This is a genomic window from Actinomadura chokoriensis (genome assembly GCF_041463665.1).
In the GTDB taxonomy this organism is placed as follows: domain Bacteria; phylum Actinomycetota; class Actinomycetes; order Streptosporangiales; family Streptosporangiaceae; genus Spirillospora; species Spirillospora chokoriensis_A.
The window spans coordinates 195,976-220,658 of the sequence record NZ_JAXCEJ010000004.1 but is presented as its reverse complement, the minus strand read 5'-3'; the positions used below and the strand labels follow the sequence as shown (position 1 = coordinate 220,658).

The window sequence follows — 24,683 nt, the reverse complement described above, 5'->3', positions numbered from 1 at the left end:
TCAGCTGTACAGGCTCGGCTACTTGGCGCCCTTGCGCTTCTCCTCCGCCTCGGCGATCGAGTCGTGGATGCCGAAGACCTTGGTCAGCCCCGTGATCCGGAAGATCTTGAGGATGCGCTCCTGGGTGCACACCAGTTCCAGCGAGCCGTCGTGGGCGCGCACCCGCTTCAGCCCGCCGACGAGGACACCGAGGCCGGTGGAGTCGAGGAACTCCACCTTCTCCATGTCCACGAGCAGGTGGAACTTGCCCTTGTTGACCAGGTCGATGAGCTTCTCGCGAAGCTTCGGCGCCGTGTAGACGTCGATCTCGCCCTCCACGTTGATGACGGTGAGGCCATCGTCGGTGGTGTAGTCGTTCACCTTCAGGTCCACAGATCCTCCACGCGCCGTGCAGCACTATCCGATCTCGATGCCCGGGCCACCGGCGGTGGTCGGCCATCGAGACTTCGCCGTGATTCAACCACGCTCCAGCGCCGTGTACGCACGTAATCGCCCACTCAGGCGAAAGTTCGCGTCATCCCGTCTGACCTGCTGATCTATGTGCCAGGGCAGGGGGGACCAGCCCACTGGCGCCGGGGCGTTCCCGTAGTTTTGCCCAGGCTGGCAAACTGAAAACCTGATGGGCGTCCAAAGATCTTCAACCCCCCTCGACCGGCTCCTCGCCGACCCGTCGCGGCGCGAGCGCATCACCCATGTGGAGAGCGTTCCCGCACGTCAGGGCCGCCGGGCCGGGTGGCCGGCGTGGGCTCCGCCGCTGCTGCTGGAGCGGCTCGCCGCGGCGGGCATCGAGGCCCCCTGGGAGCACCAGGCCGCGGCCGCCGAGTACGCCCGCGCCGGCCGTTCTGTGATCGTCGCCACAGGGACGGCGTCCGGCAAGTCACTCGCCTACCTGCTGCCCTGCGTCGAGGCGATCTATGCCGGGGAGGAGAACCCCCGGCAGGAGGGGACGGTCCTCTACCTGTCGCCGACCAAGGCGCTCGCGGCCGACCAGCTCCGCGCGCTCCGCGCCCTGCACCTCACCCGGGTGCGGGCGGCGACCTATGACGGCGACACGCCGCAGGACGAGCGGACATGGGTCCGGCAGCACGCGAACTACGTGCTGACGAATCCGGACATGCTGCACCGGTCGATCCTGCCCGGGCACGCCCGCTGGTCCTCCTTCCTGCGCCGCCTCCGCTACGTGATCATCGACGAGGCCCATGGATACCGGGGCGTGTTCGGATCTCACGTCGCGCAGGTCCTGCGCCGCCTGCGCCGGCTGTGCAAGCGGTACCACACCTCCCCGACGTTCATCCTCGCGTCGGCGACGACGTCCTCGCCCGCGTCCGCCGCGTCCCGCCTCACCGGCCTGGACGTGGTCGCGGTCGACGACGACGCCTCACCGCGCGGGCCCGCGACGTTCGCGCTCTGGGAACCGCCGCTGACGGAACTGCGCGGTGAGCGCGGCGCCCCCGTTCGCCGCACTGCCACGGCGGAGGCGGGTGACCTCCTGGCCGACCTCGTCGTCGAAGGCGTCCAGACGCTCGCGTTCGTCCGTTCCAGGCGTGGGGCAGAGTCGGTGGCACTCAGTGCCAAGCGCGTGCTGCACGAGGTCACTCCGGGCTTGGCCGAACAGGTCGCCGCCTACCGTGCGGGTTATCTGCCAGAGGAACGGCGTGCGCTGGAGGCCGCTCTACGTTCCCGTTCCATCATCGGCTTGGCGAGCACCAATGCTCTGGAACTCGGCGTAGACGTCTCCGGTCTCGACGCCGTCCTGGTCTGCGGCTGGCCCGGGACCCGCGCGTCCCTCTGGCAGCAGGCCGGACGTGCCGGACGTTCCGGGCAGGCCGCCCTCTCCATCCTCGTCGCCCGGGACGACCCGCTCGACACGTTCCTCGTCCACCATCCCGAGGCGATCTTCGGGACTCCGGTCGAGGCGACGGTGCTCGACCCGGACAACCCCTACGTCCTGGAACCGCATCTTTGTGCTGCCGCGTCCGAGATGCCGCTCACCGAGGACGACCTCCCGCTGTTCGGCCCGGCGACCACCGACCTGCTGCCCGACCTCGTCCGCCGCGGCTTCCTCCGACGGCGTCCCACGGGCTGGTACTGGACGCGCCGCGACAAGGCCGCCGACCTGGCCGACATCCGCGGAGCGGGCGGCGCACCCATCCAGGTGGTGGAGCTGTCCACGGGACGCCTTCTCGGCACCGTCGACGAAGCCTCCGCGCACACCACCGTCCACGAAGGCGCGGTCTACATCCACCAGGGCGAGTCCTACATCGTCCATACCCTCGACCTGGACGATTCCGTCGCGCTCGTAGAAGCAGCCGACCCCGACTACTCGACGACCGCCCGCGATGTGACCGACATCAGCATCGTCGAACGGCTTCGCTCCACCTCTTGGGGCGAAGCCACGCTCTGCTTCGGAACCGTCGACGTCACCCGCCAGGTGGTCGCCTACCAGATGCGCCGCTTGCAGACAGGCGAGATGCTCGGCGAGAAGCCCCTGGACCTACCGCCCCGAACCCTCCGCACCCGCGCCGTGTGGTGGACTCTCTCCGATTCGCAGGTCTCCTCCGTGGACGACCTCGACCTGGCAGGCGCCGCCCACGCCGCCGAACACGCCTCGATCGGCCTGCTCCCCCTGTTCGCCACATGCGACCGCTGGGACATCGGAGGCGTCTCCACGGCCGTCCACCCCGACACGGGTCTCCTCACCGTGTTCGTGTACGACGGGCATGAGGGCGGCGCAGGATTCGCCGAACGCGGCTACTCGGACGCCGCCACCTGGCTGCGCGCTACCCGCGACGCGATCGCCTCCTGCGAATGCGCCTCAGGCTGCCCGTCCTGCATCCAGTCCCCCAAGTGCGGCAACGGCAACGACCCCCTGGACAAGCCCGGCGCTCTCTCCCTCCTGGCCGTCCTCCTGGCCCAAGCACCCGACTGACCCTCAAGACGGCCCAGGCGCAAGGCGGGAGGTGTGCCGGACGGGCGCCGCGATCAGTTCGGGGCGACGCGTTGGGCCGGCACCGAGGCCTGGTCGTCCATTCCGCGCCGCGCCTGGGCGAGGGCCTGCTGCAACTTCCGCCGCTCCATCTCCAGCGTCTGCATGGACTCATCGTGCTCGTCCCGAAGGTCCCGCAGTTCACGGCGCACCCTCATCGCCCGCCTGAGCCCCAGCGTCGCGACCATCACGCCGGCCATGAACACGATCGCGACCACGGCGCCCGCGACGAACACGTGCCACTGCTGCGTGATCCCTGGAATCTCGTCGCCGAACGCCGACACCGAGGCATTGTCGGTGTTGTCCAGCACGACGGCGGCACCGACCACGACGGCGGCGAGCGCGACGATCAGCCCCAGCAAGATCATGCGGAGGGTCTCCTCTCCATCAGGCCCGAACGGACAGGGCCGAGGTCTCGGACGACAGGGACGCATTGCCGGACGATCCGGACGATCCGACTGGCAAGGCAGCCTAGACCCTGCCCCAGCACCCCGCCACCCACCTGATCAACACCTCACCGGCCCCGCACGCCACAGCCCACCACTCAGACCGAACGAACACCCTTACGGCCCCCAATGGTCGCGTCCACCGAGACGAGGAGGGATCTCCCCAGGTCAGAGGGCATAGCGCCGGAACAATAGACGGCCGAACAGATCGCCGAGATCCGCACCAAGGGCTCACCACACCCACACGTCTCGGCGAGCGCGTCCCGGATGCTGGAGCCGCGGCGAACCTGCGGCGCCGCCAACGAGCCGACGCCACCCGCATCTCGGGCCCTGCCCGAGACCTGGGGAGCGTCACGAAGCTGCGGAATCCGTGCCGCCAGGACGTGGCGCGGGCCACCACCAACGCCCGGCCTCGTCTTAGCGACGCGTCAACGCAGTAGCGCCGCGTTCACGACCGCGCCGGACGCCTCACGCCACGCGTCCCCGGAACCTCTGAGGCGATCCGCGGGCACGTCGTCCACGATCTCGGCCCGGTCATCGGTGACGTCGCCCGGCGCGGCGGAGGGTCCACTTGCGGCGGTGCATCTGCTTGCGGCGGTGGGCCTGCCTACGGCGGTGGCCTACTTGCTGCGGTGGGTGCGCTTGGGCTTCTTGCCGGGGCTGGCCTTGCCGGGGCTGGCCTTGGCGGGGCTGGCCTTGGCGATTCGCACGTTCACGCCGCCGGAGCTCTTGCCCAGGGTCGCGGGACGGCGGGCGGGCTTGGTCTCGGACGCCGGAGGCGCGACGGCGGACATGACCGGAGCCGTCTTGGCGAGGGCCTCCGCGCGGGCGATCTGCTGGCGTGCCTTGCTGACGCGCTTGCGGCCGGTGCCGCCGCGTGCCAGCCGGGCCGCCATGCCGTTGCTGCTCGTGCCCGCCTGAGCGACGCGCAGGCGGCGCGTCCACGTTCCGAGGTGCGCGGCGACGATCAGCAGGACTATCGCGATGCCCACGCTCTTGCCCCACTGGAGCCGATCGGTCGCCGCGACGTTCTGGGCCTTCGGCGAGTCGGTGGCGATCTGCGGCGCGGGGTAGGTGAGGCCGGGCGTCGCGCCGTCAGGTTGGACGGACGGGAGCGTGACCGGCGACTCGTTGTTGAACGGCGTCAGCGGCGTACTGGCGCTGGGCACGCTGGAGTTCGACGGGAGGGACGGAGCGGAGCCGCCGGGAAGCGACCCGGATCCGCCGCCCGCCGAGGCGGTCGCCGTCGAGCTGCTCGAGTAGAGCGAACCGCCCGTCCCGGTGGAACGCCGCGCACGGACGCCCACGGAGACCGAGCCGCTCGACCGGGTCAGCGACAGGGTGGTGGAGCAGCTCGTGCCCTGGCAGAGAGAGCCGAGGGAGCCGGACTTGGACTTCACGCCCGAGCCCGAGAGCGCGTAGCCGGTGAGGTCGTCCTCAAGGCCGCGGTTCCACTTCACGACGAGCTTGCCGCCGGACACGGCCGCAGACAGGCCGGTGGGAGCGGCGGGGGCGATCCGCACGGTGAAGGTGTTGGAGTCGTAGAGGTGCCCGGTCTGCTTGCCCTTCAGGGAGACCGTGTAGCGACCGTTCTGGGTGATCGGGAAGGTTCCGGAGATGTCTCCGGAGAAATCCTTCTCGGCGATGAACGTGTCACCGATTCCGGGCCCGTTCACGCGAAGCTGCATCGTGATCGCGAAGTCGAAGTGGGCCTTGGCCGTGGCCTGGGACCCGCTCGTGATGACCGCACCGTCCGCCGGGGTGATGACACTCGTCGTGGCGGCCTGCGCGGGCAGGGCGCCGAGCACCGGGAAGCTCATCGCAAGGGGCGCCGCGAGCGCGACCGCACCGATCCTGCGAATGATGGTCACGCCTCAATCCCTTCGACAGCGTCCTGCTCGTCTCATCCCGCTGAGAGTCCGCGGGGGGGCACGCGTCCGGTGGTAACTATGGGCTTACAGGAGCGTAACGTACCACCGGGTGGCAGAAGTCACAGGACGATGACGAAACGCATCCTCCGCGACCCTCCCACTCTATTGACATTCAGTGCAACGAGCCGTGCCGCGCCAGATTACGCCGTATTCCCGCACGGGGCCAGCCCTCGCCCGAGAAACCACTCGCAGGCGTCCGATCCCCATCGGCGCCTTGAGCCGGACGGTCACCGCGACCTCGACGACCTCCCCGCTCAATCGGCACCGCGACAACCGGGCACCGGACGCGGCCGCGATGTCCCGGGCCCGCGCACACGCGGGCTCCCGGCCTTCCGCGACGCGCGCCGCCGCCGCCAACGCCGCCATGTCAGCCGCCGCGTCGCCCCGGTGCCGCGCTCCCCGCACCCCGCCGACCGCGATCGCCGCCACTCCGGCCACCCACACGACGGCCGCGAACGCCACCACCCAGATCGTCCCCGACCCCCGGTCGGCCCCGAACGGCCCCGGCCTCCCCACATGCCGCCACCGCCCGGACACCACGTCACCCGTCCACTTCACCTCTGCCTCCTCCGATTCCGGTCGGCGCAGACGCGCGACCGGACACCAATGCCGAGCCACCTCGAAGACGTTCAGACCGGAACCGCGCCGGAGTAGGGGCCCGGCACGCCCTGGAAGGCGGCACGCCACCTCACTCCCAGGGCACGGGCCGCCGCCCGAACTCTCACCCCTTCACCCACGCCCTGCTGCATCCGCAACACCAGACCTTCGCGACGCCCACCCCGACCACCGCACCCGTCCAACCGCAACGCCAGGACCGACCCACCCTGCGGGCCGACCGCGACGCCCTGCCGCTACGAGAGGCCGAGGTGCTCGCGACCCGGCCTCCCGCAGCACCCGGACCGCTCACAACCTCCGCACGCTCGTACGGCCGGAGCCGTAGGCAGTGTCGGGGTGGACGCCGGGTTCCGTCGCGGCGGCCGCGCGGGCATGGACGATCAAGGGTGGGAGACCGACAGCCGCAGGGGGTGCGACGGGGGCCGAGACGTCCACATGAACGGTGGCCTCGTCACGGCGGACCTGGACAGTCGCACCTTTCGGGACGGCCCTCACAACGAGCTCGCGCACCGCGGTGAGGGACTCGCCCCGGGCGGCCGCGCGGGCGCCGGCCCTGGCGGCGTCCGTGCATGTGAGCTGCGTGGACACGGCCGCCAAACCCCACAGCGCGACCGCGGTGATCAGCACCAGGGCGGGGAGTGCGACGGCGATCTCGGCGGTGGCCGTCCCGCGATCCCTCAGCCCGCGAGATTGAGCGCCTTCTCGATGATCTGTAAGAGCAGGGACTTCACCTGCGAGCTGGTCACGATCTTGAACAGCAGGCCGGCGAAGGCCGCCGCGGCGATGGTGCCGACCGCGTACTCCGCGGTGGACATCCCCCGGTCCCCGCACGTGCTGGACCATCGCCGCATCACCATCTTCATCGCCCGCATGGGGCTCCTTCCGGTCGTGGCTTCCCCTCAAGGCTGCTGCGCGGAGGCACCGGACCATGACCGAACGCAATCCTGTGGAAAACCTGGACTCACCGGGGCAGGAGGATGGTCGCGGCGATACCGGCGACGGCCGGGACGACGCCGAGGAGCACGAACGCGGGCAGGAAGCACAGGCCGAGCGGGGCGAGTGCCCGGATGCCCGCCGCGCGGGCCCTCGCGGCGGCCGCCGTCCGCGCCACGCGGCGCTGGTCGCGCGCGAGACGGCCGAGGGAGGGCGCCAGGGCCGCGCCAGTTGACACTGCGCGTACGGACGTCCGGGCGAGCGGCGCGAGCATCGGCTCCCTGGTGAGCGCGAGCCACGCCTCCGCCGGATCGGCACCGAGCCGGATCTGGACGGAAACGGCCCGTAGCTCGTCCCCGAGCGGCCCTCCCACCGCGTCCGCGACCGCGGCGACCGCGTCGTGCCATGGGGCGCCGGCCCGCAGGCAGGCGGCGAGCAGGTCCACCGCGACGGGAAGGTCCGCGATGAGGCGCGCCCGCCTGCGCCGACGCTCCGCGCCCCCGACGCGGCCGAAGGAGAACCAGACGGCCACCGCCGCTAGGGCACCGACCACGCCACCGGTCAGACCGCCCAGCGTCACCAGGCACAACACCCCTGCGGCGCCCGCGGCAGCGCGCCGAAGCAGGACGTCGCGCCGCCGGTCCGCCTGTGGGGGACCACCTTCCTCTGCGGGTGCTTGCCCGGGAGGGCTCGCTCCACCAGGGCTGCGGCCCCAGGCCCATGGGGCGCTGCTCGGGGCTGCGTGTCTCGGCGAAGGGCGTTCGAACCGATCCGACAACCGCTTCGCGGCGGCGTTCGTCCCCCTGGGAAGAAGGAACGCCGATGCCGCCGCACAGAGCACGGCCGCCAACGCCGTCATCACTTCACCTACTTCCTCTCGCGCACCTCCTCCCCCCGGCAGGCACCGCACCGCACCCGGCGGGGCAAACCTGCGTCAGCGGGACCCCAGCCCGCCAGGTTGAAACCCGGCCCACTATCGCTGGGCCCGTCCCAACCCACCGGCGAGCCCGGCACTCCTGCGGTCTCGTCCACTTGTGCCTGCCGCGCCCCCGCCACGGTCAGTGGAGGGATTCGGCGGAATTGGCCAGGCGACGGGTCCAGTAGAGGCCGAGCAGGTTGAGGGTGACGCCTGTGATCAAGCACGCCAGGCCCGGGAGAGTGGTGCACAGGAACGAAACCGGATGGGCGCCCAGGGCCGCGGCCATGGCCAGGCCCAAGAGCGGGAGGGCGGCGAGCAGGCGGGCCGTGGCGCGAGGGCCGGCCAGTTGGACGGATACGTCCTGGCGCTGGGCCTCCTCATCGCGGAGGGCGCCCGCCAGACCGTCCAGGACGGTGGCGAATGTGCCGCCGCGTTCCGCGCCGATGCGCCAGCAGGCTGCCAGTAGCCGCAGCCCTTCCGCTCCCGGCTGGGTCGCCAACTCGTCCAGGTGGTCGGGCGGCGGGCGAGGGATGTGGAGGAGTTCCTCGGACACGTGCGGGTCCAGGACGGAGGCGGCCGCCGTGAACGCCTCGTCGGGGGTCCGGCCGGCGGACAGTTCGGCGGCCATGGCGTCGCAGAGTTCGATGACGGACATCCGCCAGCGGCGCGGCCGGGTTCTGCGCTCCCGCAGGGCCTCGCGCCTGGTCCGCAGGATGCGCAGGGGATCGCCCGGAGGGGGTGGCGCGAGGCGGCCCAGGCGGCGGAGGGCGGGGGCGGGGGCCAGGAGCATCCAGACGGCGGCGGCCGTGCAGAGGACCGCCAGTGTGGCGATCATCGGTTTCCTCGCAGCCGTGCGTGCAGGGCGTCGGCGCCACGGGCCGGAACGACCTCGCCGGACGCGGTGAACGAGACGGCGGGAAGGACACCGACCAGACCGTCGGAGGCCCTGTGCAGAAGGCAGATCTCGGCCACGCGGCGGTGGCCTCCCCCCGGTTCGCGGACCAGGTGGACGACGATGTCCAACGCGGCGGCCAACTGGCTGTGGACGGCCTCCCGGCTCAGGCCCGCCGCGCAGGCCAGTGCTTCGAGCCTGGCCGGTACGTCCGCGGCGGTGTTGGCGTGAAGGGTGCCGCAGCCACCCTCGTGACCCGTGTTCAATGCCTGCAGAAGGATCACTACTTCCGTGCCCCGGACCTCGCCGACCACCAGGCGGTCGGGGCGCATGCGGAGGGCCTGGCGGACGAGGTCGTTCAAGGTCACGCCACCGGCGCCCTCCACGTTGGGCGGACGGGCCTCCAGCCGGACCACGTGGGGGTGGGCCGGTTTCAGTTCGGCGGAGTCTTCGACGAGGAGCAGCCGCTCGGCCGGATGCACCAAGGACAGCAGGCTGCTCAGCAGCGTGGTCTTGCCCGTGCCAGTACCTCCGGTGATCAGGAAGGCGGCGCGTGACTCGATCAGCGCGGCGAGGAGATCGGCGCCCTCGGGCGGGACGGTCCGCGCCGTGACCAGCTCGTCCAGCGTGAAGGCGCGGCGGCGGGGCAGCCGCAGCGACAGGCAGGTGCCGCCCGCGGACACCGGCGGCAGGACGGCGTGGAGGCGGACCCCGCCGGGCAGCCGGGCGTCGGCGTACGGGGCCGCGTCGTCGAGCCGGCGTCCGGCGGCGGCGGTCAGGCGCTGGGCCAGGCGACGCAGGGTCGCCTCGTCGGTGAACCGCAACGGTGTGCGGACGAGGCCGGAGCCCGTGTCGGCCCAGACCTCGTCCGGGCCGTTCACCAGGACGTCGGTGATGTCGGGAGAGCGCAGTAAAGGCTCCAGTGGCCCGGCGCCGACGAACTCGGCGCATAACTCGTCCGCGAGTGTCAGCACCTCGCGGTCGCCGAGCAGGCGTTCCTCCGCACGCAACGCTGCGGCGACCCGCCCTGTGGTCGCCTCCCCGCCGCTCCCGGCGAGCCGGTCGCGCACCGCATCAGACAACCTCGTCATACCGCCTCCTTAGGGAACATCCCCGTTCGGCAAGGCCGGAGCTCACGCCGCACCCGCAGGCCAGGGTCACGCCGCACCCCAGGCCGAGGTCACGCCGCTTCTCGGTAGGCGTCGGGCTGGAGGGCAAGGTCGGCCAGGGTCTTGGCGCAGAAGTCGGTCAGGGGGCCGCGGCGGCAGGCCCGCTCCAGGGCGCCCTCGTCGATGGCGGCGGGGAGGCGGCGGTCGCGGTCGAACGTGCCGGCGGACGGGATGTCGAGAGCGTGGGCGACCGCGTCCGGAGTGAGGCCGCCGGGGGCCGGGCCCTGCACCACGAGACGTAGGTCGGCGGTGCTGCGGCGCAGGGCGGCGGCCAGGCCGTCGGCGGCGACGGTGGCGCGAACCTCGGCGGGGACGAGCAGGAAGGTGACGTCGGCTGCGCGCAGTGCGGCGCGGCCGACGTCGCCCGGGTAGCGGGGCACGTCGGCGATGACCAGGTCGAAGCCTCGGGAGGCGGCGTCCAGCAAGGTGCGGGCGGCCTCGTCGGGGACGGGGACGGGTTCGCCGCGCCGCCAGGACAGGACGGACAGGTCACCCGAGCGGGGCAGGGTCTCGCGGAGCGCGGCGGTGTTCAGCCGGCCGCGGCGTTCGGCGAGGTCGTGCCAGCGGACGCCCTCGTGTTCCTCCAGCCCCAGCATGAGGTCGACGCCGCCGCCGAACGGGTCGGCGTCGAGAAGGAGGGTGCGCAGGCCCTGGCTCGCGGCGGCGAGGCCGAGCGCGGCGGCGAGGACGCTGGCGCCGGCGCCGCCCCGGGCGCCGATGACGCAGAGCGTGGTGGCCCAGCCGCCTTCGGGCTCGCAGGCGGCGGCGAACGCGTTGATCAGCCAGTCCTCGTGGTCGGGCAGTGCGGCGACGTCCTGCGCGCCGGCCTCGACCGCGAGGCGGTAGGCCTCGGGGGTGGCGCCGTCGCCGGTGACGAGGACGACGCCCGGGCGGCGCTGGAGACCGGCGGCGGCCACGTCCGCGGCCATGTCGGCGCCCACGAGGATCAGTGCGGGCCACGTCCAGGCGGGTCTGGCCTCGTCGGCGCCGTAGGCGACCTCCGCGTGGGCGTCGGCGGCGGCCGCAAGGCGCAGCAGCCCGTCGGCGAGGGCGGGGTCGCCCGTGACGATCAGTGCCGCGAGGTTCATCGGATGCTCCTTCGATGTTCGGAGACATCCACCTTGCGGGGCGGGACGGCGGCGCTGAGAAGCTTCCGCCAACTGTGGATAACTTCGCCGGAGGTCCTGGTGAGCAGGCGGGCGGTGCGTCCGCGGATACACCGCCCGCCGCTCTACGGCTGGGCGACCCCCGCCGGGGGGAGAGCGAGGGTCGCCGTGCGGTCCGGCTCCGGGGGGGTAGAGCCGGTCCGCCTTCCCAGGAAAGTCTCAGTTGGAGTTCAGGCTAAGCCGCACGCAAGTCCGCCCTATGGGAGAGACAAACTCACTGACTCCAGTCTAGGCGGATACAACATATGCTGCCCGATCGTCGAGAGTTCCGTCGAGGCACAAACTCGCCCGGCAGACGACGATTTTTCTCATCTGGCGGGAACGCTGTGCTCGCCGCGGCGCCATGCGGCGCCATGCCCTCCACGGCAGGGCGTCCCGTCCCCTCGCGCGGTGCGCGCATCGGGACGGAAGTGGGAGCGTACAGCAGAACTAAAGATCTTTCCGGCCGCATCCGTGATCGGCCCCAAAAAGAAACGATCACAGTGAGTAATCAATTCTGCGACCCCGATGGGAGTTACGGATAGCCCGGAATGGCCCTCCTCGGCCTCACCGGGTACCCGCGTCCCGTTCGGCGTCACCCGCGACGGCGTTGCCGCACTTTTCGAAGAGGGGCTTGTCAACTGCACAGATGAGGCGTAGACAGGTTGTACGGACCTCGTGTCCGAGCACGGCAGCCGGGCACCCACGCGCGACCAGCCGCGGGAGGCGCGTCGAGACGGGCTTGACCCGATCCGACGAATTGAGGTGCACGCTTGGTAACCCGGTGTGACGTGACTGGCGACGGCGTCCCCGAGCGGGGCGCCGTTCGCTTGGCGTCCCCGGGTCAGCCGCGCATGAAGGCTTCGCAGATCGCCTGCGAATCACGTGCGGCGGCGGCCACGGCGGCCGAGCAGTGGACGATCCACCGCGCGACGCCCTCGGACGTGCCGGACGAGTACTCCCGCAAAGCCGAGCCGTAGTCGTCCACCAGTTCCAGGTGCCCGACCTCCGGCGCGACCAGCGATTTGGGGTCGAGCCCACGGGACACCAGCGTGAGCCGCTGAGCGGCACGGGCGACCAGCCCGTCCCCCCACCCGAATGGACGCAGGGTCAGCAACTCGCCGTGCACGATGGCCGCGACCACCAGCGCCGGCGCCTTCGTCGGGGAAGTCAGGAGCCCGCTGAGTGCGTCCAGGCGCGCTGCCACCTCGGACGTCGAAGGCGGCTCACCAAGACCGAGAACGTCCTCAACGACGGCGTCGGCTGAGCGCGGACGTCCCAGATCGGCGCCGTCCACCACATCCGCCGCGGCGAGGACGTGGAGCCGAGCCAGCGCCTGCCGGGGCGCGTTCCGCCAGGTATCCGTCAACGTCCCCAGCTCGGCCGACACGCGAAGCGAGCCCTGCACGACGGGGTCCGACGGGCTCTCACTGGTGCGAAGTTCGTCCAGCGTGACCGACGCACCGTCCAGGACGGCCGAGGCCCGGGCACCGCGCAACGCGGACTCCGTGGACACCTCGGCGCTGCGCCGCCGCAGGATGCGATGGCCGAGCAGCCGGTCAACGGCCTTACGCGCGTCATCGACGGCGCCGGCGACGCCGGGCAGTTTCGCAACATCAGCAAGGGCATCGGTCACGGCCCGACCCTATGCGGTCCCTGCATGCGCACCGGAAACACCCCCCGCGCGGGTCCCCGCAACCTCCTGCGGGGACGCGCACGAGCTCACGGAAGACCCCCGCGTGCGGTCTCCGCATGTGCTCGCGAAACACTGCGGGGAGGCGTAGAACGGAGACGGTTCCCGCATACACGGCTGAGAGGGCACGCTCTGTCGGGGATCACAACACCATCCGGATTCGTGGGAGCCGGTCGCGTTCGTCTTCCACCTCAGGGATTCCGGCCTTGTGAAGACCGGGACCTTCCTGGTGGAGTGGGGACACCGGGCGACCCCGCATCACCTAGCAAGGAGTTCGCGTTGAGCCAGAACCAAGAAACACTGTCGAACCTTCTGCAGGAGACGCGCCGCTTCGCCCCGCCCGCCGATCTCGCCGCCTCCGCCAACGTCAAGGCCGACGCCTACGAGCAGGCGGCCGACGACCGCCTGGGCTTCTGGGCGGAGCAGGCGGACCGGCTCTCCTGGGCCAAGCGGTGGGACGACGTCCTCGACTGGAGCAACCCGCCGTTCGCCAAGTGGTTCGTGGGCGGCGAACTCAACGTCGCCTACAACTGCGTAGACCGGCATGTGGAGGCCGGACTGGGAGCCAAGGTCGCCTACCACTGGGAGGGCGAACCGGGTGACAGCCGCACCCTCACCTACGCCGACCTCCAGCGCGAGGTGAACAGGGCCGCGAACGCTCTGCTCGAACTGGGCGTCCGCAAGGGCGACCGGGTTGCGATCTACCTGCCGATGATTCCCGAGCTGCCGATATCGATGCTCGCGTGCGCGCGTATCGGCGCGACCCACTCGGTCGTGTTCGGCGGCTTCTCGGCCGAGGCCCTCCGGACCCGCATCGACGACGCGCAGGCCAAGCTCGTCATCACCGCGGACGGCGGGTTCCGGCGCGGAAAGCCGTCCGACCTCAAGGGGATCGTGGACGAGGCCGTCGCGGAGACGCCGAGCATCGAGCACGTCCTTGTGGTGCGCCGCACCGGGGAGGAGGTCACCGAGCACGAGCGCGACCTCTGGTGGCATGACGTCGTCGAACGGCAGAGCGAAGAGCACACCGCCGAGCCCATGGACTCGGAGCACCCGCTCTACATCCTGTACACGTCCGGGACGACGGGTAAGCCGAAGGGCATCCTGCACACCACCGGCGGCTACCTGACCCAGTGCGCCTACACCCACTGGGCCGTGTTCGACCTCAAGCCCGCAACGGACGTCTACTGGTGCTCGGCCGACATCGGCTGGGTGACCGGGCACTCCTACATCGTGTACGGGCCGCTCGCCAACGGCTCGACCAGCGTCATCTACGAGGGCACCCCTGACACGCCCAACAAGGGGCGCTGGTGGGACGTCATCCAGAAGTACGGGGTGTCCATCTTCTACACCGCGCCCACGGCGATCCGCACGTTCATGAAGTGGGGCGACGACATCCCGGCGCAGTACGACCTGTCGTCCCTGCGCGTCCTCGGGTCGGTCGGCGAGCCGATCAACCCCGAGGCCTACGTCTGGTACCGCAAGAACATCGGCGCCGACCGGGCGCCGGTGGTCGACACGTGGTGGCAGACGGAGACCGGCGCCATCATGATCAGCCCGCTGCCGGGCGTCACGGCGGCGAAGCCGGGCGCGGCGATGCGTCCGCTGCCCGGGATCGCCGCGGACGTCGTGGACGACGAGGGCCGGTCGGTACCGAACGGCGGCGGCGGGTTCATGGTGGTCCGGGAGCCGTGGCCGGGCATGCTCCGGACGATCTGGGGCGACGACGAGCGGTACGTGAAGACGTACTGGTCGCGCTTCGACGGCCTGTACTTCGCCGGCGACGGCGCCAAGAAGGACGAGGACGGCGACATGTGGCTGCTCGGCCGCGTGGACGACGTCATGCTCGTGTCCGGGCACAACATCTCCACGACGGAGGTGGAGTCGGCGCTGGTGTCGCACCCGAAGGTCGCCGAGGCGGCGGTCGTCGGCGCGACCGACCCGGTGACCGGGCAGGCCATCGTCGCGTTCGTCATCCCGCGCGGCAGCGCCGGCGAGGAGGTGGAGGGCCAGGACTTCGCCCGGGAGCTGCGCGACCACGTCTCCAAGGCGCTCGGCCCGATCGCGAAGCCGCGGCAGATCATGATGGTCCCGGAGCTGCCGAAGACGCGCTCCGGCAAGATCATGCGCCGCCTGCTCCGGGACGTCGCCGAGAACCGCAGCATCGGGGACGTCACGACGCTGGCCGACAGCACGGTCATGGACCTGATCTCGGAGAAGCTCCCCTCCGCCAAGTCCGACGACTGATTCCGGCCCGGAGAGGACTGACCTGGCCGGAGACGGCTGGTCCAGGCCCAGAACGGCCCGCGCCCACCGAGGGCGCGGGCCGTTCCCCTGCCCGGCCAGACGCTCTCTTGGGGCAGCCCAGTAAAATGTCCAGTGGTGTGCCGGGAAGTCTGGTCGGCAGGTACGTCCCGTAGTGGTGTGCGGGCCGGGCCTTTCAAAATGTCCGCCACCTTCTCGGGGGTTTTTCCATGGCGCGCCCACCCATGAAGCGTCGCGTCGCCGCGACGTGGCCCGTCCGGCCGACCGTCCGTTACGGGGCGCAGGTCGCCAGTGCGTTGCGCATGGAGACGATAGGCGGCGTCGTGATGCTGGCGGCTGCCGTCGCCGCGCTGGTGTGGGCCAACACGCCGTGGGCGAGCGCCTACGAGAGCTTGCGGACGTTCGAGATCAGCCCCCACTGGCTGCATCTCGGGCACATGGACGTGCAGCATTGGGCGTCGAGCGGGCTGCTGGCGGTGTTCTTCTTCATCGCCGGGCTGGAGTTGCGCGAGGAGTTGACGCACGGCGAGTTGCGCGATCCTCGGCAGGCGGCGCTGCCCGTGATCGCCGCGGCGGCCGGCGTGGCGATGCCGGCGATCGTCTTCCTCATGGTGAGCGCCGGGGAACCGGGCGCGCTGCGCGGCTGGGCGGTGCCGACGGCGACGGACATCGCGTTCGCGCTGGCCGTGCTCGCCGTGACGTTCACCTCATGCCCGGCGTCGCTACGCGCGTTCCTGCTGACGCTGGCCGTCGTGGACGACCTGATAGCCATCGCCATCATCGCGCTCTTCTACACCGAGACCGTGCAGTGGACGTCGCTAGGGCTCTCAGTGGTTCTCGTCACTGTGTATGGGGTGCTGCAGCGTAGAAACGTCCGCTCACCGTGGGTGTACGTACCTATCGCCGTCCTCGCCTGGTACTTCCTACAGCGGAGCGGGATCCACGCGACGGTCGCCGCGGTGGCGCTGGGCATGCTCACCAGCCCTAGGGAGACCCCGGACGGACGGCCGACGAACGCCGAACGGGCCGACCACATCCTGCGGCCGTTCTCGGCGGGCGTGTGCGTGCCGGTCTTCGCGTTCCTGTCGGCGGGTGTAGGGCTCGGCGCGTCTCAACTGGGCGCCGTGTTCACCGACCGGGTGGCCCTCGGAGTGATCGCCGGATTGGTGATCGGTAAGTTCTTGGGGGTCTTCGGGGGTGCCTGGGCGGCCGTGCGGCTCGGCCTGGCGAACCTCGGAGAGGACCTGCACTGGCATGAGATCGCGGGAGTCGCGCTCCTCGCCGGGGTGGGTTTCACCGTTTCGCTGCTGATCGGCGGTTTGGCCTATACCGACCCGTCACAATTCGAGAGAGTGACGACTGCGGTCCTCATCGCGAGCGTTCTCGCCTCGGCGGCCGCGACCGTCGTCTTCCGGAGAAGGGTGCGTGTGCGCGCGCACCCGGGCTAAGGAGCAAAGCGATATGTCGGAGGAACTACCAGGCGAGCGCATGGAGGACAAGTCCCTCGGCGAGTTGGTCGCGCTCGCGTCGGGCAACATCTCCGACCTGGTCAGGGCTGAGATGACCCTGGCCAAGATGGAGCTCAAGGCCGACGCCAAGAAGGCGGCGCTCAGCAGCGTGATGCTCACCATCGCCGCGGTGATGGGCGGGCTCGTCGTCATCCTGCTGTCGATCATGTTCGCGCTGCTCCTCGCGGAACTGGGCCTGCGGCCCTGGTTCGCGTTCCTCGTCGTGGCGATCGTCTATGTGGTGCTCGCCGGCATCCTGATGCTCCTCGCCAAACGTTTCATGAAGCGGATCGAGGGCGCCAAGCGGACCCGGAAGACGCTGAAGGACGACTTCTCCGCGCTGCGGCACCGCGGCGGCTCCGGGGACGACGGCTCCGGCGCGCGCAAGTCCGTCGAGCGCGGCTCCGGCAAGTCCGAGCTGACGGTCTGACCGGCGCCATGTCCGGGCACGACGCTTCGCTGATCGAGGTCGACGGGCCGTGGACGCACCGGCAGGTCAGCGCCGGGGGGACGCGGTTCCATGTCGCCGAGGCCGGCGAGGGCCCGCTCGTCCTGCTGCTGCACGGTTTCCCCGAGTTCTGGTGGTCCTGGCACAACCAGCTGGTGTCGCTGCCCGCGGCCGGCTACCGGGCGGCGGCCGTCGACCTGCGCGGGTACGGCGGCAGTGACAAGCCGCCGCGCGGCTACGACCTGGTCACGCTGGCCGGGGACGCCGCCCGGCTCGTCCGCGCGCTGGGCGAGGCGAACGCGATCGTCGTCGGGCACGACTGGGGCGGGCTGCTCGCCTGGACGACGGCCGTCTACCACCCGAAGACCGTCCAGCGGCTGGCGGTGGTGAGCGCCCCGCATCCGCTGCGGCTGCGGCAGGCCGTCGCGGGCGACCCGCGCGGACAGGGGTGGGCGGCGCGGCACACGTTCGGCTTCCAGGTGCCGATGTGGCCTGAACGGCGCCTGGTCCGCGACAACGCGGCGCTGGTAGGGAAGCTCCTGCACGACTGGTCCGGGCCAGGCTGGCCGGACAGGCGCACAGAGCAGCTCGTGCGCATGGCGGTGCAGATCCCCGGGGTGGCCCACAGCGCGCTGGAGTACCACCGCTGGTTGATCCGGTCGCTGGCCCGTCCGGACGGCATCCGCTACGCGCACCGTATGCGCGCCCCCATCCAGGTACCCACACTTCAGCTTCACGGTGCGCTCGACATGTGCACGCTCCCCGCGAGTGCCCAGGGTTCCGGCCGCTACGTGTCGGCGTCCTACCGGTGGAAGCTCATCGAAGGCGCCGGTCATTTCCCCCAGCAGGAGCGTCCTCGCGCGTTCGACGCGCAGCTCCTCGGCTGGCTCGCCGACCCGGAGCCGGAACGCTGAACCCCGGGCGTACGGTGGAGCCATGCGCGATCGGGACGAGTCTGGACGCCCACGCAACTCACGCCCGCGGGACGCTTACGGACGTCCGCTGCCCCATGGCGCCACCGGCATACCCACCATGCCGGACGACCTCGACATGCCCCCGGAGGAGGCTCTGGCCGAGGCACAGCATCTCCTGGACGCCGACCGTCCCTTCCATGCCCACGAGGTACTGGAGGCGGTCTGGAAGGCCGCCCCGGAGCCCGAACGGGAGCTGTGGCGGGGCCTGGCACAGGTCGCCGTAGGGATCACTCACCTGCGCAGGGGAAACGCACGCGGCGCCGAAGCTCTGCTCAGCCGCGCCGCCGAACGTCTCGTCCCGTACGGGACGGATGCTCCGCACAACATCGACGTAGGCGGAGTCGTCCAGCGGGCACGAGACCTGGCCGCAAGCCCCGAGAACGGCCCCGTGACCCTCCGGCTCACGCTCCCGTGAAAATGCTCTAGTCGGGCACGCTTTAGTCGGAGCAGTTCTGTGTGGACACCGGGTTCGTGGCCTGCGCGCCCACGCGCGCGTCAGGCGCGACCTCCTGCGCGGTGAGCGCGTAGCCGGTGGACGGCGTGTCGAGCGCCGCCGCGAAGATGACGCCGTAGACGCGTCCGTCCGTGGACAGCAGCGGACCGCCCGAGTTGCCCGGCTCGACCTTGCCGCGGAGGGCGTAGATCTCGCGGGTGACCTGCCCGGAGTGGTAGATGTCCGGCCCGCGCGCCGTCTGCCGGGCGCGGATCCGGGCGGCCCCCGCCGTGAACGGCTGGTTCTTCGGGAACCCGGCGATGATCGCGCTGTCGCGGACGCGGGCCTCCTGGGCGAACTCCAGCGCCGGGGCCCGCAGGCCCGGCACGTACAGCACGGCGACGTCCCGCTTGGGGTCGTACAGGACGACCCGCCCCCGGCTGACCTCGCCGTTCATCGTCGCCACCTTCGACGCGCCGGCACCGGCGACGACGTGCGCGTTGGTCATGATGTGCTGCGGCGCGAACACGAACCCGGTTCCCTCGATGCGGCGCTCGCACTGGGGCGCCGTGCTGACCACCTTGACGATGCTGTTCTTGGCGGCCTTCAGGCCCCGGGTGTTCAGCACGGACTCGTCCGGCGGCGGCACCTGCACCACCGACTCGCCGCCGAGGCCGTTGAAGACCTGCGGGAACTCGCTGCTCTTCACGAACCCCTGGAACGAGGTGAACCAGGTCTGCGCCTGCTCGGGCATCACGTCGTTGATGCCGTTGATGATCGAGGAGCCCTTGACCTGCGTCCGGACGGGCTTGAACTCGGAGTTGGCGACCAGGCTGCCGAAGAACCAGGCGACGATCAGCAGCGACATCGCGCTGACGAACGTGCCGCCGACCGCGTCGGCGGTGCGGGCGTTCATGCCGGTCACCCGGTTGCGCAGCACGGCGCCGAGGGAGGAGGCGATCAACTGCCCGAGGGTCGCGGCGAGGAAGGCGATCACGATGGCGAGCAGCGCCTGCTGCGCGGCCCCGTCCACCGCCGTCTCGGCGATCGGCGGCGCGATCAGCACGCCGATGACGCCACCGCCGACGAAGCCGGCGAAGCTCAGCAGGCTCACGATGAAGCCCTGCCGGTAGCCCGAGACTCCGAACAGCACGACGAGCACGAGCAGGATGACGTCGAGAACGTGGTCGTGCAGCACCGCTTCACCGTATAGGTCCGGGCCCCCGGTTCACGTCCCCTCGATGTACCAGATTCAGGTGCGACGGGTAGCCGTCAGGGGTGACACGCGGTCGTGACCATGACCATACCCGCAGGAAATAGGACCCTGACCTGCGGATCATTCCGGCGCCCGGCGAAAATACCGATTTAATCGCAATATACGAGATTCTCAGCCGCGGTCGGCGAGATCCAGGACCTCGGGCGGCAGGTCCTCGACATGAGACATGTCCCACGGCCGGTTCCAGCCCCCGGCGTCCAGGACCCGGATCAGCAGCGCCGCCGTGAACCCCCACACCAGCATGTCGCGGACACGGAACGCCGGGCCGAGCTTGATCCCGGACGGATGGCGGACCATCAGCCGGTTCGCCGGGTCGACCAGCTCGCCGAGCGGGACGCGCGCGACCATCGCGACCTCCCCGGGATGTCCGGGCGCGATCTCCGACGGTTCCCGCCACCAGCCGGCGACGGGCGTGACGAGGTGCTCGCTGCGCGACAGGTACAGCTCGGGCAGCGTGCAGAGGACGTCCACACCGTCCGGTTCGACGCCGGCCTCCTCCCACGCCTCGCGCAGCGCCGCCGCGACCGGGCCGTCGTCCTCGGGGTCGATGCGGCCGCCGGGGAACGCGGGCTGCCCGGCGTGCTTGTTCAGCGTGGCCGCGCGCTCGGTGAGCAGGAGGTCGGGGCCGTCCGGTCCCTCACCGAAGAGGATCAGGACGGCGGCGGCGCGGGCGGCCGGTGCCGCGGGCCGGAACATCGGCGGCACCGGCATCCGGGGGCCTTCCACGCGGAAGCGGTCGAGCCACGGGGGGCTGCTGGGGGCGATCTCGGTCACGTCCGTCCCAACCGCGGAACTCCCGCGTTCCTTCCCGTCATGAGTCTCCGAGTCATGAGACTCCCCGTAATGAGACTCCCCGTAATGAGACTGCCCGTAATGAGACTGCCCGTAATGAGACTGCCCGTCATGAGAAAGGCCCCGGCTTGACGAGCTTGCGGGCGGTCTCCTCGTCGGTCGGGCCCTCGCCGAAGGACGGGCACAACCGTGCGAGCGGGCACACGCCGCAGGCCGGACGGCGGGCATGGCACATCCGGCGGCCGTGCCAGATGAGCCTGTGCGAGAGCATCGTCCAGTCCTTGCGCGGGATGAGCGCGCCGACCTCCTGTTCGACCTTCACGGGGTCGTCTTCGGTCGTCCATGCGAAACGCCGTGCCAGCCGGCCGAAGTGGGTGTCGACGGTGATTCCGGGCACGTCGAACGCGTTCCCCAGGACGACATTGGCCGTCTTACGCCCGACACCAGGCAACTCGACGAGGTCCTTCAGCCGCCCCGGGACCTCGCCGCCGAACTTGTCGCGCAGTGCGGCGGACAGGCCCATGACCGACTTGGTCTTCGCGCGGAAGAACCCGGTGGGCTTCAGGATCGCCTCGACGTCCTCGGGGTCGGCGGCGGCCAGGTCCTCCGGGGTGGGGTACTTGGCGAACAGCGCCGGCGTCGTCAGGTTCACCCGCACGTCCGTCGTCTGCGCCGAAAGGACGGTCGCGACGAGGAGCTGGAACGGGGTCCCGAAGTCCAGCTCGCAGTGCGCGTCCGGGTAGGTCTCGGCCAGGATCCGGTTCATCCGGCGCGCCCGGCGCACGAGAGCCAGCCTGGACTCGGGCCTGCGCCCGGCCGCCGGGGCCTCATCAGTCGCCATTCCGCCAGGGTAGGGCCTCCCTTAAAAAGACGAGCATGTTCTTTAATGTTAGGCTCAGCGCATGACCCTTGACTCCTCCCGCTGGACGGCCACCCTCGCCGGACGGCGCGTGCTGATCACGGGCGCGGCGCGAGGCATCGGCGCGGCCCTCGCCGCCAGGCTGCACGAGCGCGGCGCCCGCGTCTCGCTCGCCGGCCTGGAACCCGAACTGCTCGCCGCCGTCGCGGCCGACTGCGGGTCCGCCCCCTGGTGGACGTGCGACGTCACCGACCGCGGCAGGGTCGAGGAGGTCGTGAACAGCGCGGTCCAGGAACTGGGCGGCCTGGACGTGGTCGTGGCCAATGCGGGGGTGGCCGCGCAGATGCCCATCATCGGCGGCGACCCGTCCGTCCTGGAGCAGAGCCTTCGGGTGAACGTGCTGGGCGTTTACAACACGCTCCGGGCGGCCGGGCCCCACATCAGCCATGAACGCGGCTACGCGCTGGCTGTGGCGTCGCTCGCTGCGGCCGTTCAGGCGCCGTTGCTGGGCGCGTACAGCGCGTCCAAGGCCGCGGTGGAGGCGCTGGGCAACACGCTCAGGTCCGAGCTAAGGCCGTTGGGCGCGAAGGCCGGTGTCGCCTACTTCGCCGAACTCGACACCGACATGACGCGGCGCGGGTTCAGCACAGAGGCGGCCTCCGCCATGACCAACTCGGGGCGTGCGAGCAGCCTCATCTCAGCGGTCACGCCGTTGAAGGTGGGGATCGACGCACTGGAACGTGGGATCGCGCGTCGTTCCAAGCGCGTCGTGGCTCCCTGGTGGGTCGGCGGGGTGCTGCCGGTCCGGATGCTCGTGCAGCCCGTCGTCGACAGCGCCGTCCAGCGCGGGCTGCGCCAGATCCTCGAAATCGCGCGGGAAGAGCAGGTCGAGCTGACCACGCCGCAACCGGACTCTCACCGGTGACCGCCCCCCGCGCCACGCCGGGGGGCATCCGCGACGTCGGGGTGGTGAACTGGCTCGCGTGCCAGGTCGTGGGCCGGGCCGCCGGGACCGGTCCGCCCAACCTCTTCCTGACCCTCGCGCGGCGGCGCGGGCTCTTCCGCGGCTGGCTGTGGTTCGCGGGGCGGCTCATGCCCGGCGGCACCCTGCCGCGCCGCGAGACCGAACTGGTGATCCTCCGCGTCGCGCACCTGCGCGACTGCCGCTACGAGTTCGACCACCATGTGCGCATCGCGGGCCGCTCGGGCGTCCGGGCCCGGGACGTCGAGCGCGTCGAGGCGGGGCCGTCCGCCGACGGCTGGACGCCGCGCGAGCGGGCGATCCTCACCGCGACCGACCGCCTCCACGTCGAGCGTGACCTGGACGACGACACCTGGACGCGGCTCCGCACCCACCTCACCGAGGGCGAGTGCGTCGAGCTGACCGTGCTGGTCGGCCACTACGAGATGCTCGCCACCGTGATCACCGCCCTCCGGGTCCAGCCCGACCGTCCCCGGCGTTCGGCCCGCTGATGGCGACGTTCGCCGCCCCGCCCCGTCCGCCGGCGAAGATCTCCTACCGGTCGATCGACCGGACCTGGACGCGATGGGGCTGGACGGTCTCGCTCGACCGCCGCAGGGCCCGGGAGTTCAGCGCGCTTTCCGAGGCGTCCAGGACGGGCTTCACGTTGCGGGCCACCGGAACCGCCACGGTCACGACGCCCGCGTCCTACCGTCCCGGCACACGTGTCCTCATCCGCGTAACGCAGGGGAGGACGCGCCGGGTGCTCAAGGCGGTCGCCGGACCGCGCGGACGACTCACCGTCACGCTCCCGCGCGCACACGGCACCGCCACCACGCGAGTGACCATCACATCCACCGCACCTCAGACGGCCCGTTAGGCGCCCAAGGCCCCCGACCGGAGGAGGAGGCGCACGTGATCGCTGATCGGGGGCCCCACCGCGCGCAACGCCTCCATGTCGCCCGCCGCGATAGCCGGAGTCACCATCGCGCTCACCGCCGACACGATGACCTGGCACGCGAACTCGCCCGCCTGACCGGTCACGCCCATAAGGCCCGCCAATGCCTCGGCCAGTCTGTGCTGTATCTCGGTCCGTCGCTGGATGGCCTCGGGACCGGCCGCGTACACCTCCACCAGGAACAGCCGCGCATAGCCCGGTTCGGACGCCAGCGCCTCCAGGTAGGTGGTGACGGCCCTCTCGAACCGGGCCGCCGCATCGCCCCCGCCGTTCGCGGCGCCCTCCAGCCGGTGGATGAGCAGTTCGCTCGCCTTGTCGAACGCGGCCATGAAGCAGTCGAGCTTGGACGAGAACAGCACATAGAAGCTTTGCCTGGACACCCTGGCTCGCTTGAGGACGTCCTCGACCGACGTACCGACGTACCCTTTCTCCGCCATCGCCGCCGCCATGGCCCCGCAGAGACGGTCCCGGTGCACTCGCTCGACCTCCGAGCGGGAGAGCGCGTGACGCCCCCGCGGAAGCCTGCGCGGTGAGGGGCGGGGGCCGGAGCTCTGCATGCGCTCAGGTTATGGCACCGCAGCTCATGGCCCAGGTCGTCCGGTAACTGGCGGTGAGACCGCTGTGATGGCATTCACCCGATGGTCCGTACACTGGGCAAACGGGACCGTAACCCGCCGCGGGACGGAAAACCCCCGGTCCCGCGTTTCGGCGCGCCGTGACCCTGCCTTCACGTACGCGGTGGGACGTACGTCACACTAGGCATGTAGGTGTTCGAGGAGGAGAAGCGTGACCGATCGCGACGTGGACGTTCTGAGCAGAGCCCCGCTCTTCGAGGCGCTCGACGAGCAGGGCGCCAAGGCGCTGCGCGCCAACGTGACCGAGGCGCGGCTCGCGCGCGGTCAGACGCTGTTCAACGAGGGGGAGACCGGGGACCGGCTGTACGTCGTCCTGGAGGGCAAGATCAAGCTGACCCGGACGGCGCCGGACGGCCGGGAGAACCTGCTGAGCGTGCTCGGTCCGAGCGAGATGTTCGGCGAGCTGTCGCTGTTCGACCCGCGCCCGCGCACGGCGAGCGCCATCGCGGTCACCGAGTGCCGCCTGGCCGGGCTCGGCCACGACGACCTGCGGCCGTGGCTCACCGGGCATCCGGAGGTCGCCGTCCAGCTGCTCCGCGCGCTCGCGCAGCGGCTCCGCAAGACCAACGACGTGATGGCCGACCTGGTCTTCACCGACGTTCCCGGACGCGTCGCCAAGGCGCTGCTGGACCTCGCGGAACGGTTCGGGCAGCCGTCAGAGGCGGGCCTGCACGTCCACCACGACCTCACCCAGGAGGAACTGGCGCAGCTCGTGGGGGCGTCCCGCGAGACAGTCAACAAGGCGCTCGCCGACTTCGCCCAGCGCAACTGGCTCCGCATCGAGGCGCGTGCCGTGGTCATCCTCGACATAGAACGCCTCCGCAAGCGCTCCAAGTGACCCCCGG

25 protein-coding genes are annotated in these 24,683 nt (G+C 71.0%); 9 read left to right on the top strand and 16 right to left on the bottom strand.

What is annotated here, in order from left to right; all coding sequences use genetic code 11:
- Positions 1-18: 18 nt before the first annotated feature.
- Positions 19-372 carry an STAS domain-containing protein gene (locus SM418_RS09650; RefSeq protein WP_021597910.1) on the bottom strand — a complete coding sequence of 118 codons (354 nt, stop codon included), beginning with the start codon at positions 370-372 and terminating at the stop codon, positions 19-21.
- A 247-nt stretch (positions 373-619) separates the two neighbouring features.
- Between SM418_RS09650 and sftH the strand changes: the two genes are divergently transcribed.
- Complete coding sequence (sftH, locus tag SM418_RS09645; RefSeq protein WP_371940284.1) at positions 620-2,929, top strand: DEAD/DEAH box helicase; 2,310 nt, start codon at positions 620-622, stop codon at positions 2,927-2,929.
- Positions 2,930-2,982: 53 nt separating this feature from the next.
- Here sftH and SM418_RS09640 read toward each other — a convergent pair whose 3' ends face one another.
- From SM418_RS09640 to SM418_RS09595, 10 genes are all read right to left on the bottom strand, one after another.
- Positions 2,983-3,354, bottom strand: a complete 372-nt coding sequence (locus SM418_RS09640) for a hypothetical protein (RefSeq protein ID WP_371940285.1) — start codon at positions 3,352-3,354, stop codon at positions 2,983-2,985.
- Between the two features lie 698 nt (positions 3,355-4,052).
- Complete coding sequence (locus SM418_RS09635; protein WP_371940286.1) at positions 4,053-5,303, bottom strand: hypothetical protein; 1,251 nt, start codon at positions 5,301-5,303, stop codon at positions 4,053-4,055.
- Between the two features lie 162 nt (positions 5,304-5,465).
- Entirely contained in the window at positions 5,466-5,921 is a 456-nt protein-coding gene (locus SM418_RS09630; RefSeq protein ID WP_371940287.1) for an Rv3654c family TadE-like protein, read from the bottom strand.
- Between the two features lie 345 nt (positions 5,922-6,266).
- On the bottom strand, positions 6,267-6,629 hold the full coding sequence (locus SM418_RS09625; protein WP_504230344.1) for a TadE family type IV pilus minor pilin: 363 nt from the start codon (positions 6,627-6,629) through the stop codon (positions 6,267-6,269).
- Positions 6,630-6,655: 26 nt separating this feature from the next.
- Positions 6,656-6,850, bottom strand: coding sequence for a DUF4244 domain-containing protein (locus SM418_RS09620; RefSeq protein ID WP_371940288.1), 195 nt, complete (start codon positions 6,848-6,850; stop codon positions 6,656-6,658).
- Positions 6,851-6,939: 89 nt separating this feature from the next.
- On the bottom strand, positions 6,940-7,491 hold the full coding sequence (locus tag SM418_RS09615; RefSeq protein ID WP_371940289.1) for a type II secretion system F family protein: 552 nt from the start codon (positions 7,489-7,491) through the stop codon (positions 6,940-6,942).
- 478 nt (positions 7,492-7,969) lie between these two features.
- Complete coding sequence (locus SM418_RS09610; protein WP_371940290.1) at positions 7,970-8,665, bottom strand: type II secretion system F family protein; 696 nt, start codon at positions 8,663-8,665, stop codon at positions 7,970-7,972.
- Positions 8,662-9,813, bottom strand: a complete 1,152-nt coding sequence (locus SM418_RS09605; protein ID WP_371940291.1) for a TadA family conjugal transfer-associated ATPase — start codon at positions 9,811-9,813, stop codon at positions 8,662-8,664. The genes SM418_RS09610 and SM418_RS09605 overlap by 4 nt, the downstream gene beginning before the upstream one ends.
- A gap of 89 nt (positions 9,814-9,902) precedes the next feature.
- Positions 9,903-10,979: a septum site-determining protein Ssd gene (ssd, locus tag SM418_RS09600; RefSeq protein ID WP_371940292.1), complete on the bottom strand. Its 1,077-nt coding sequence runs from the start codon at positions 10,977-10,979 to the stop codon at positions 9,903-9,905.
- Positions 10,980-11,880: 901 nt separating this feature from the next.
- On the bottom strand, positions 11,881-12,672 hold the full coding sequence (locus tag SM418_RS09595; RefSeq protein WP_371940293.1) for a Fic family protein: 792 nt from the start codon (positions 12,670-12,672) through the stop codon (positions 11,881-11,883).
- 336 nt (positions 12,673-13,008) lie between these two features.
- Here SM418_RS09595 and acs point away from each other — a divergent pair, with 336 nt between their 5' ends.
- From acs to SM418_RS09570, 5 genes are all read left to right on the top strand, one after another.
- Positions 13,009-14,976: an acetate--CoA ligase gene (gene acs, locus SM418_RS09590; RefSeq protein ID WP_371940294.1), complete on the top strand. Its 1,968-nt coding sequence runs from the start codon at positions 13,009-13,011 to the stop codon at positions 14,974-14,976.
- Positions 14,977-15,218: 242 nt separating this feature from the next.
- Complete coding sequence (gene nhaA / locus SM418_RS09585) at positions 15,219-16,442, top strand: Na+/H+ antiporter NhaA (protein ID WP_371966055.1); 1,224 nt, start codon at positions 15,219-15,221, stop codon at positions 16,440-16,442.
- 13 nt (positions 16,443-16,455) lie between these two features.
- Positions 16,456-16,932: a phage holin family protein gene (locus SM418_RS09580; protein ID WP_371940296.1), complete on the top strand. Its 477-nt coding sequence runs from the start codon at positions 16,456-16,458 to the stop codon at positions 16,930-16,932.
- A gap of 8 nt (positions 16,933-16,940) precedes the next feature.
- On the top strand, positions 16,941-17,864 hold the full coding sequence (locus SM418_RS09575; RefSeq protein WP_371940297.1) for an alpha/beta fold hydrolase: 924 nt from the start codon (positions 16,941-16,943) through the stop codon (positions 17,862-17,864).
- 22 nt (positions 17,865-17,886) lie between these two features.
- Positions 17,887-18,339, top strand: a complete 453-nt coding sequence (locus SM418_RS09570) for a DUF309 domain-containing protein (RefSeq protein WP_371940298.1) — start codon at positions 17,887-17,889, stop codon at positions 18,337-18,339.
- A 22-nt stretch (positions 18,340-18,361) separates the two neighbouring features.
- On the opposite strand, the gene SM418_RS09565 is transcribed toward SM418_RS09570, so the two are convergent.
- From SM418_RS09565 to nth, 3 genes are all read right to left on the bottom strand, one after another.
- A complete protein-coding gene (locus SM418_RS09565; protein ID WP_371940299.1) occupies positions 18,362-19,555 on the bottom strand; it encodes a MarP family serine protease in 1,194 nt (397 codons plus the stop codon).
- A gap of 189 nt (positions 19,556-19,744) precedes the next feature.
- Positions 19,745-20,407, bottom strand: coding sequence for an NUDIX hydrolase (locus SM418_RS09560; RefSeq protein WP_371940300.1), 663 nt, complete (start codon positions 20,405-20,407; stop codon positions 19,745-19,747).
- A gap of 127 nt (positions 20,408-20,534) precedes the next feature.
- On the bottom strand, positions 20,535-21,266 hold the full coding sequence (gene nth / locus SM418_RS09555; RefSeq protein ID WP_371940301.1) for an endonuclease III: 732 nt from the start codon (positions 21,264-21,266) through the stop codon (positions 20,535-20,537).
- Between the two features lie 61 nt (positions 21,267-21,327).
- On the opposite strand from nth, the gene SM418_RS09550 reads away from it, so the two are divergent.
- Both SM418_RS09550 and SM418_RS09545 read left to right on the top strand, forming a co-directional pair.
- A complete protein-coding gene (locus SM418_RS09550) occupies positions 21,328-22,209 on the top strand; it encodes an SDR family NAD(P)-dependent oxidoreductase (protein ID WP_371940302.1) in 882 nt (293 codons plus the stop codon).
- A complete protein-coding gene (locus SM418_RS09545) occupies positions 22,206-22,757 on the top strand; it encodes a carboxymuconolactone decarboxylase family protein (RefSeq protein WP_371940303.1) in 552 nt (183 codons plus the stop codon). Before SM418_RS09550 ends, SM418_RS09545 begins: the two co-directional genes overlap by 4 nt.
- A gap of 43 nt (positions 22,758-22,800) precedes the next feature.
- Here SM418_RS09545 and SM418_RS09540 read toward each other — a convergent pair whose 3' ends face one another.
- Positions 22,801-22,941: a hypothetical protein gene (locus SM418_RS09540; protein ID WP_371940304.1), complete on the bottom strand. Its 141-nt coding sequence runs from the start codon at positions 22,939-22,941 to the stop codon at positions 22,801-22,803.
- 180 nt (positions 22,942-23,121) lie between these two features.
- A complete protein-coding gene (locus tag SM418_RS09535) occupies positions 23,122-23,640 on the bottom strand; it encodes a TetR/AcrR family transcriptional regulator (protein WP_371940305.1) in 519 nt (172 codons plus the stop codon).
- 349 nt (positions 23,641-23,989) lie between these two features.
- On the opposite strand from SM418_RS09535, the gene SM418_RS09530 reads away from it, so the two are divergent.
- The gene (locus tag SM418_RS09530) at positions 23,990-24,676 is read left to right on the top strand and encodes a Crp/Fnr family transcriptional regulator (protein WP_131935942.1); all 687 of its coding nucleotides are present in this window, start codon (positions 23,990-23,992) and stop codon (positions 24,674-24,676) included.
- Positions 24,677-24,683 lie beyond the last annotated feature (7 nt).

What these genes read in the sequence shown, in the direction of transcription:
- sftH (WP_371940284.1), top strand. Translation starts at nt 620, where the DNA reads ATGGGCGTCCAAAGATCTTCAACCCCCCTCGACCGGCTCCTCGCCGAC.
- SM418_RS09640 (WP_371940285.1), bottom strand. Translation starts at nt 3,354, where the DNA reads ATGATCTTGCTGGGGCTGATCGTCGCGCTCGCCGCCGTCGTGGTCGGT.
- SM418_RS09620 (WP_371940288.1), bottom strand. Translation starts at nt 6,850, where the DNA reads ATGCGGGCGATGAAGATGGTGATGCGGCGATGGTCCAGCACGTGCGGG.
- SM418_RS09610 (WP_371940290.1), bottom strand. Translation starts at nt 8,665, where the DNA reads ATGATCGCCACACTGGCGGTCCTCTGCACGGCCGCCGCCGTCTGGATG.
- SM418_RS09605 (WP_371940291.1), bottom strand. Translation starts at nt 9,813, where the DNA reads ATGACGAGGTTGTCTGATGCGGTGCGCGACCGGCTCGCCGGGAGCGGC.
- ssd (WP_371940292.1), bottom strand. Translation starts at nt 10,979, where the DNA reads ATGAACCTCGCGGCACTGATCGTCACGGGCGACCCCGCCCTCGCCGAC.
- nhaA (WP_371966055.1), top strand. Translation starts at nt 15,219, where the DNA reads ATGAAGCGTCGCGTCGCCGCGACGTGGCCCGTCCGGCCGACCGTCCGT.
- SM418_RS09580 (WP_371940296.1), top strand. Translation starts at nt 16,456, where the DNA reads ATGTCGGAGGAACTACCAGGCGAGCGCATGGAGGACAAGTCCCTCGGC.
- SM418_RS09575 (WP_371940297.1), top strand. Translation starts at nt 16,941, where the DNA reads ATGTCCGGGCACGACGCTTCGCTGATCGAGGTCGACGGGCCGTGGACG.
- SM418_RS09570 (WP_371940298.1), top strand. Translation starts at nt 17,887, where the DNA reads ATGCGCGATCGGGACGAGTCTGGACGCCCACGCAACTCACGCCCGCGG.
- nth (WP_371940301.1), bottom strand. Translation starts at nt 21,266, where the DNA reads ATGGCGACTGATGAGGCCCCGGCGGCCGGGCGCAGGCCCGAGTCCAGG.
- SM418_RS09550 (WP_371940302.1), top strand. Translation starts at nt 21,328, where the DNA reads ATGACCCTTGACTCCTCCCGCTGGACGGCCACCCTCGCCGGACGGCGC.
- SM418_RS09535 (WP_371940305.1), bottom strand. Translation starts at nt 23,640, where the DNA reads ATGGCGGAGAAAGGGTACGTCGGTACGTCGGTCGAGGACGTCCTCAAG.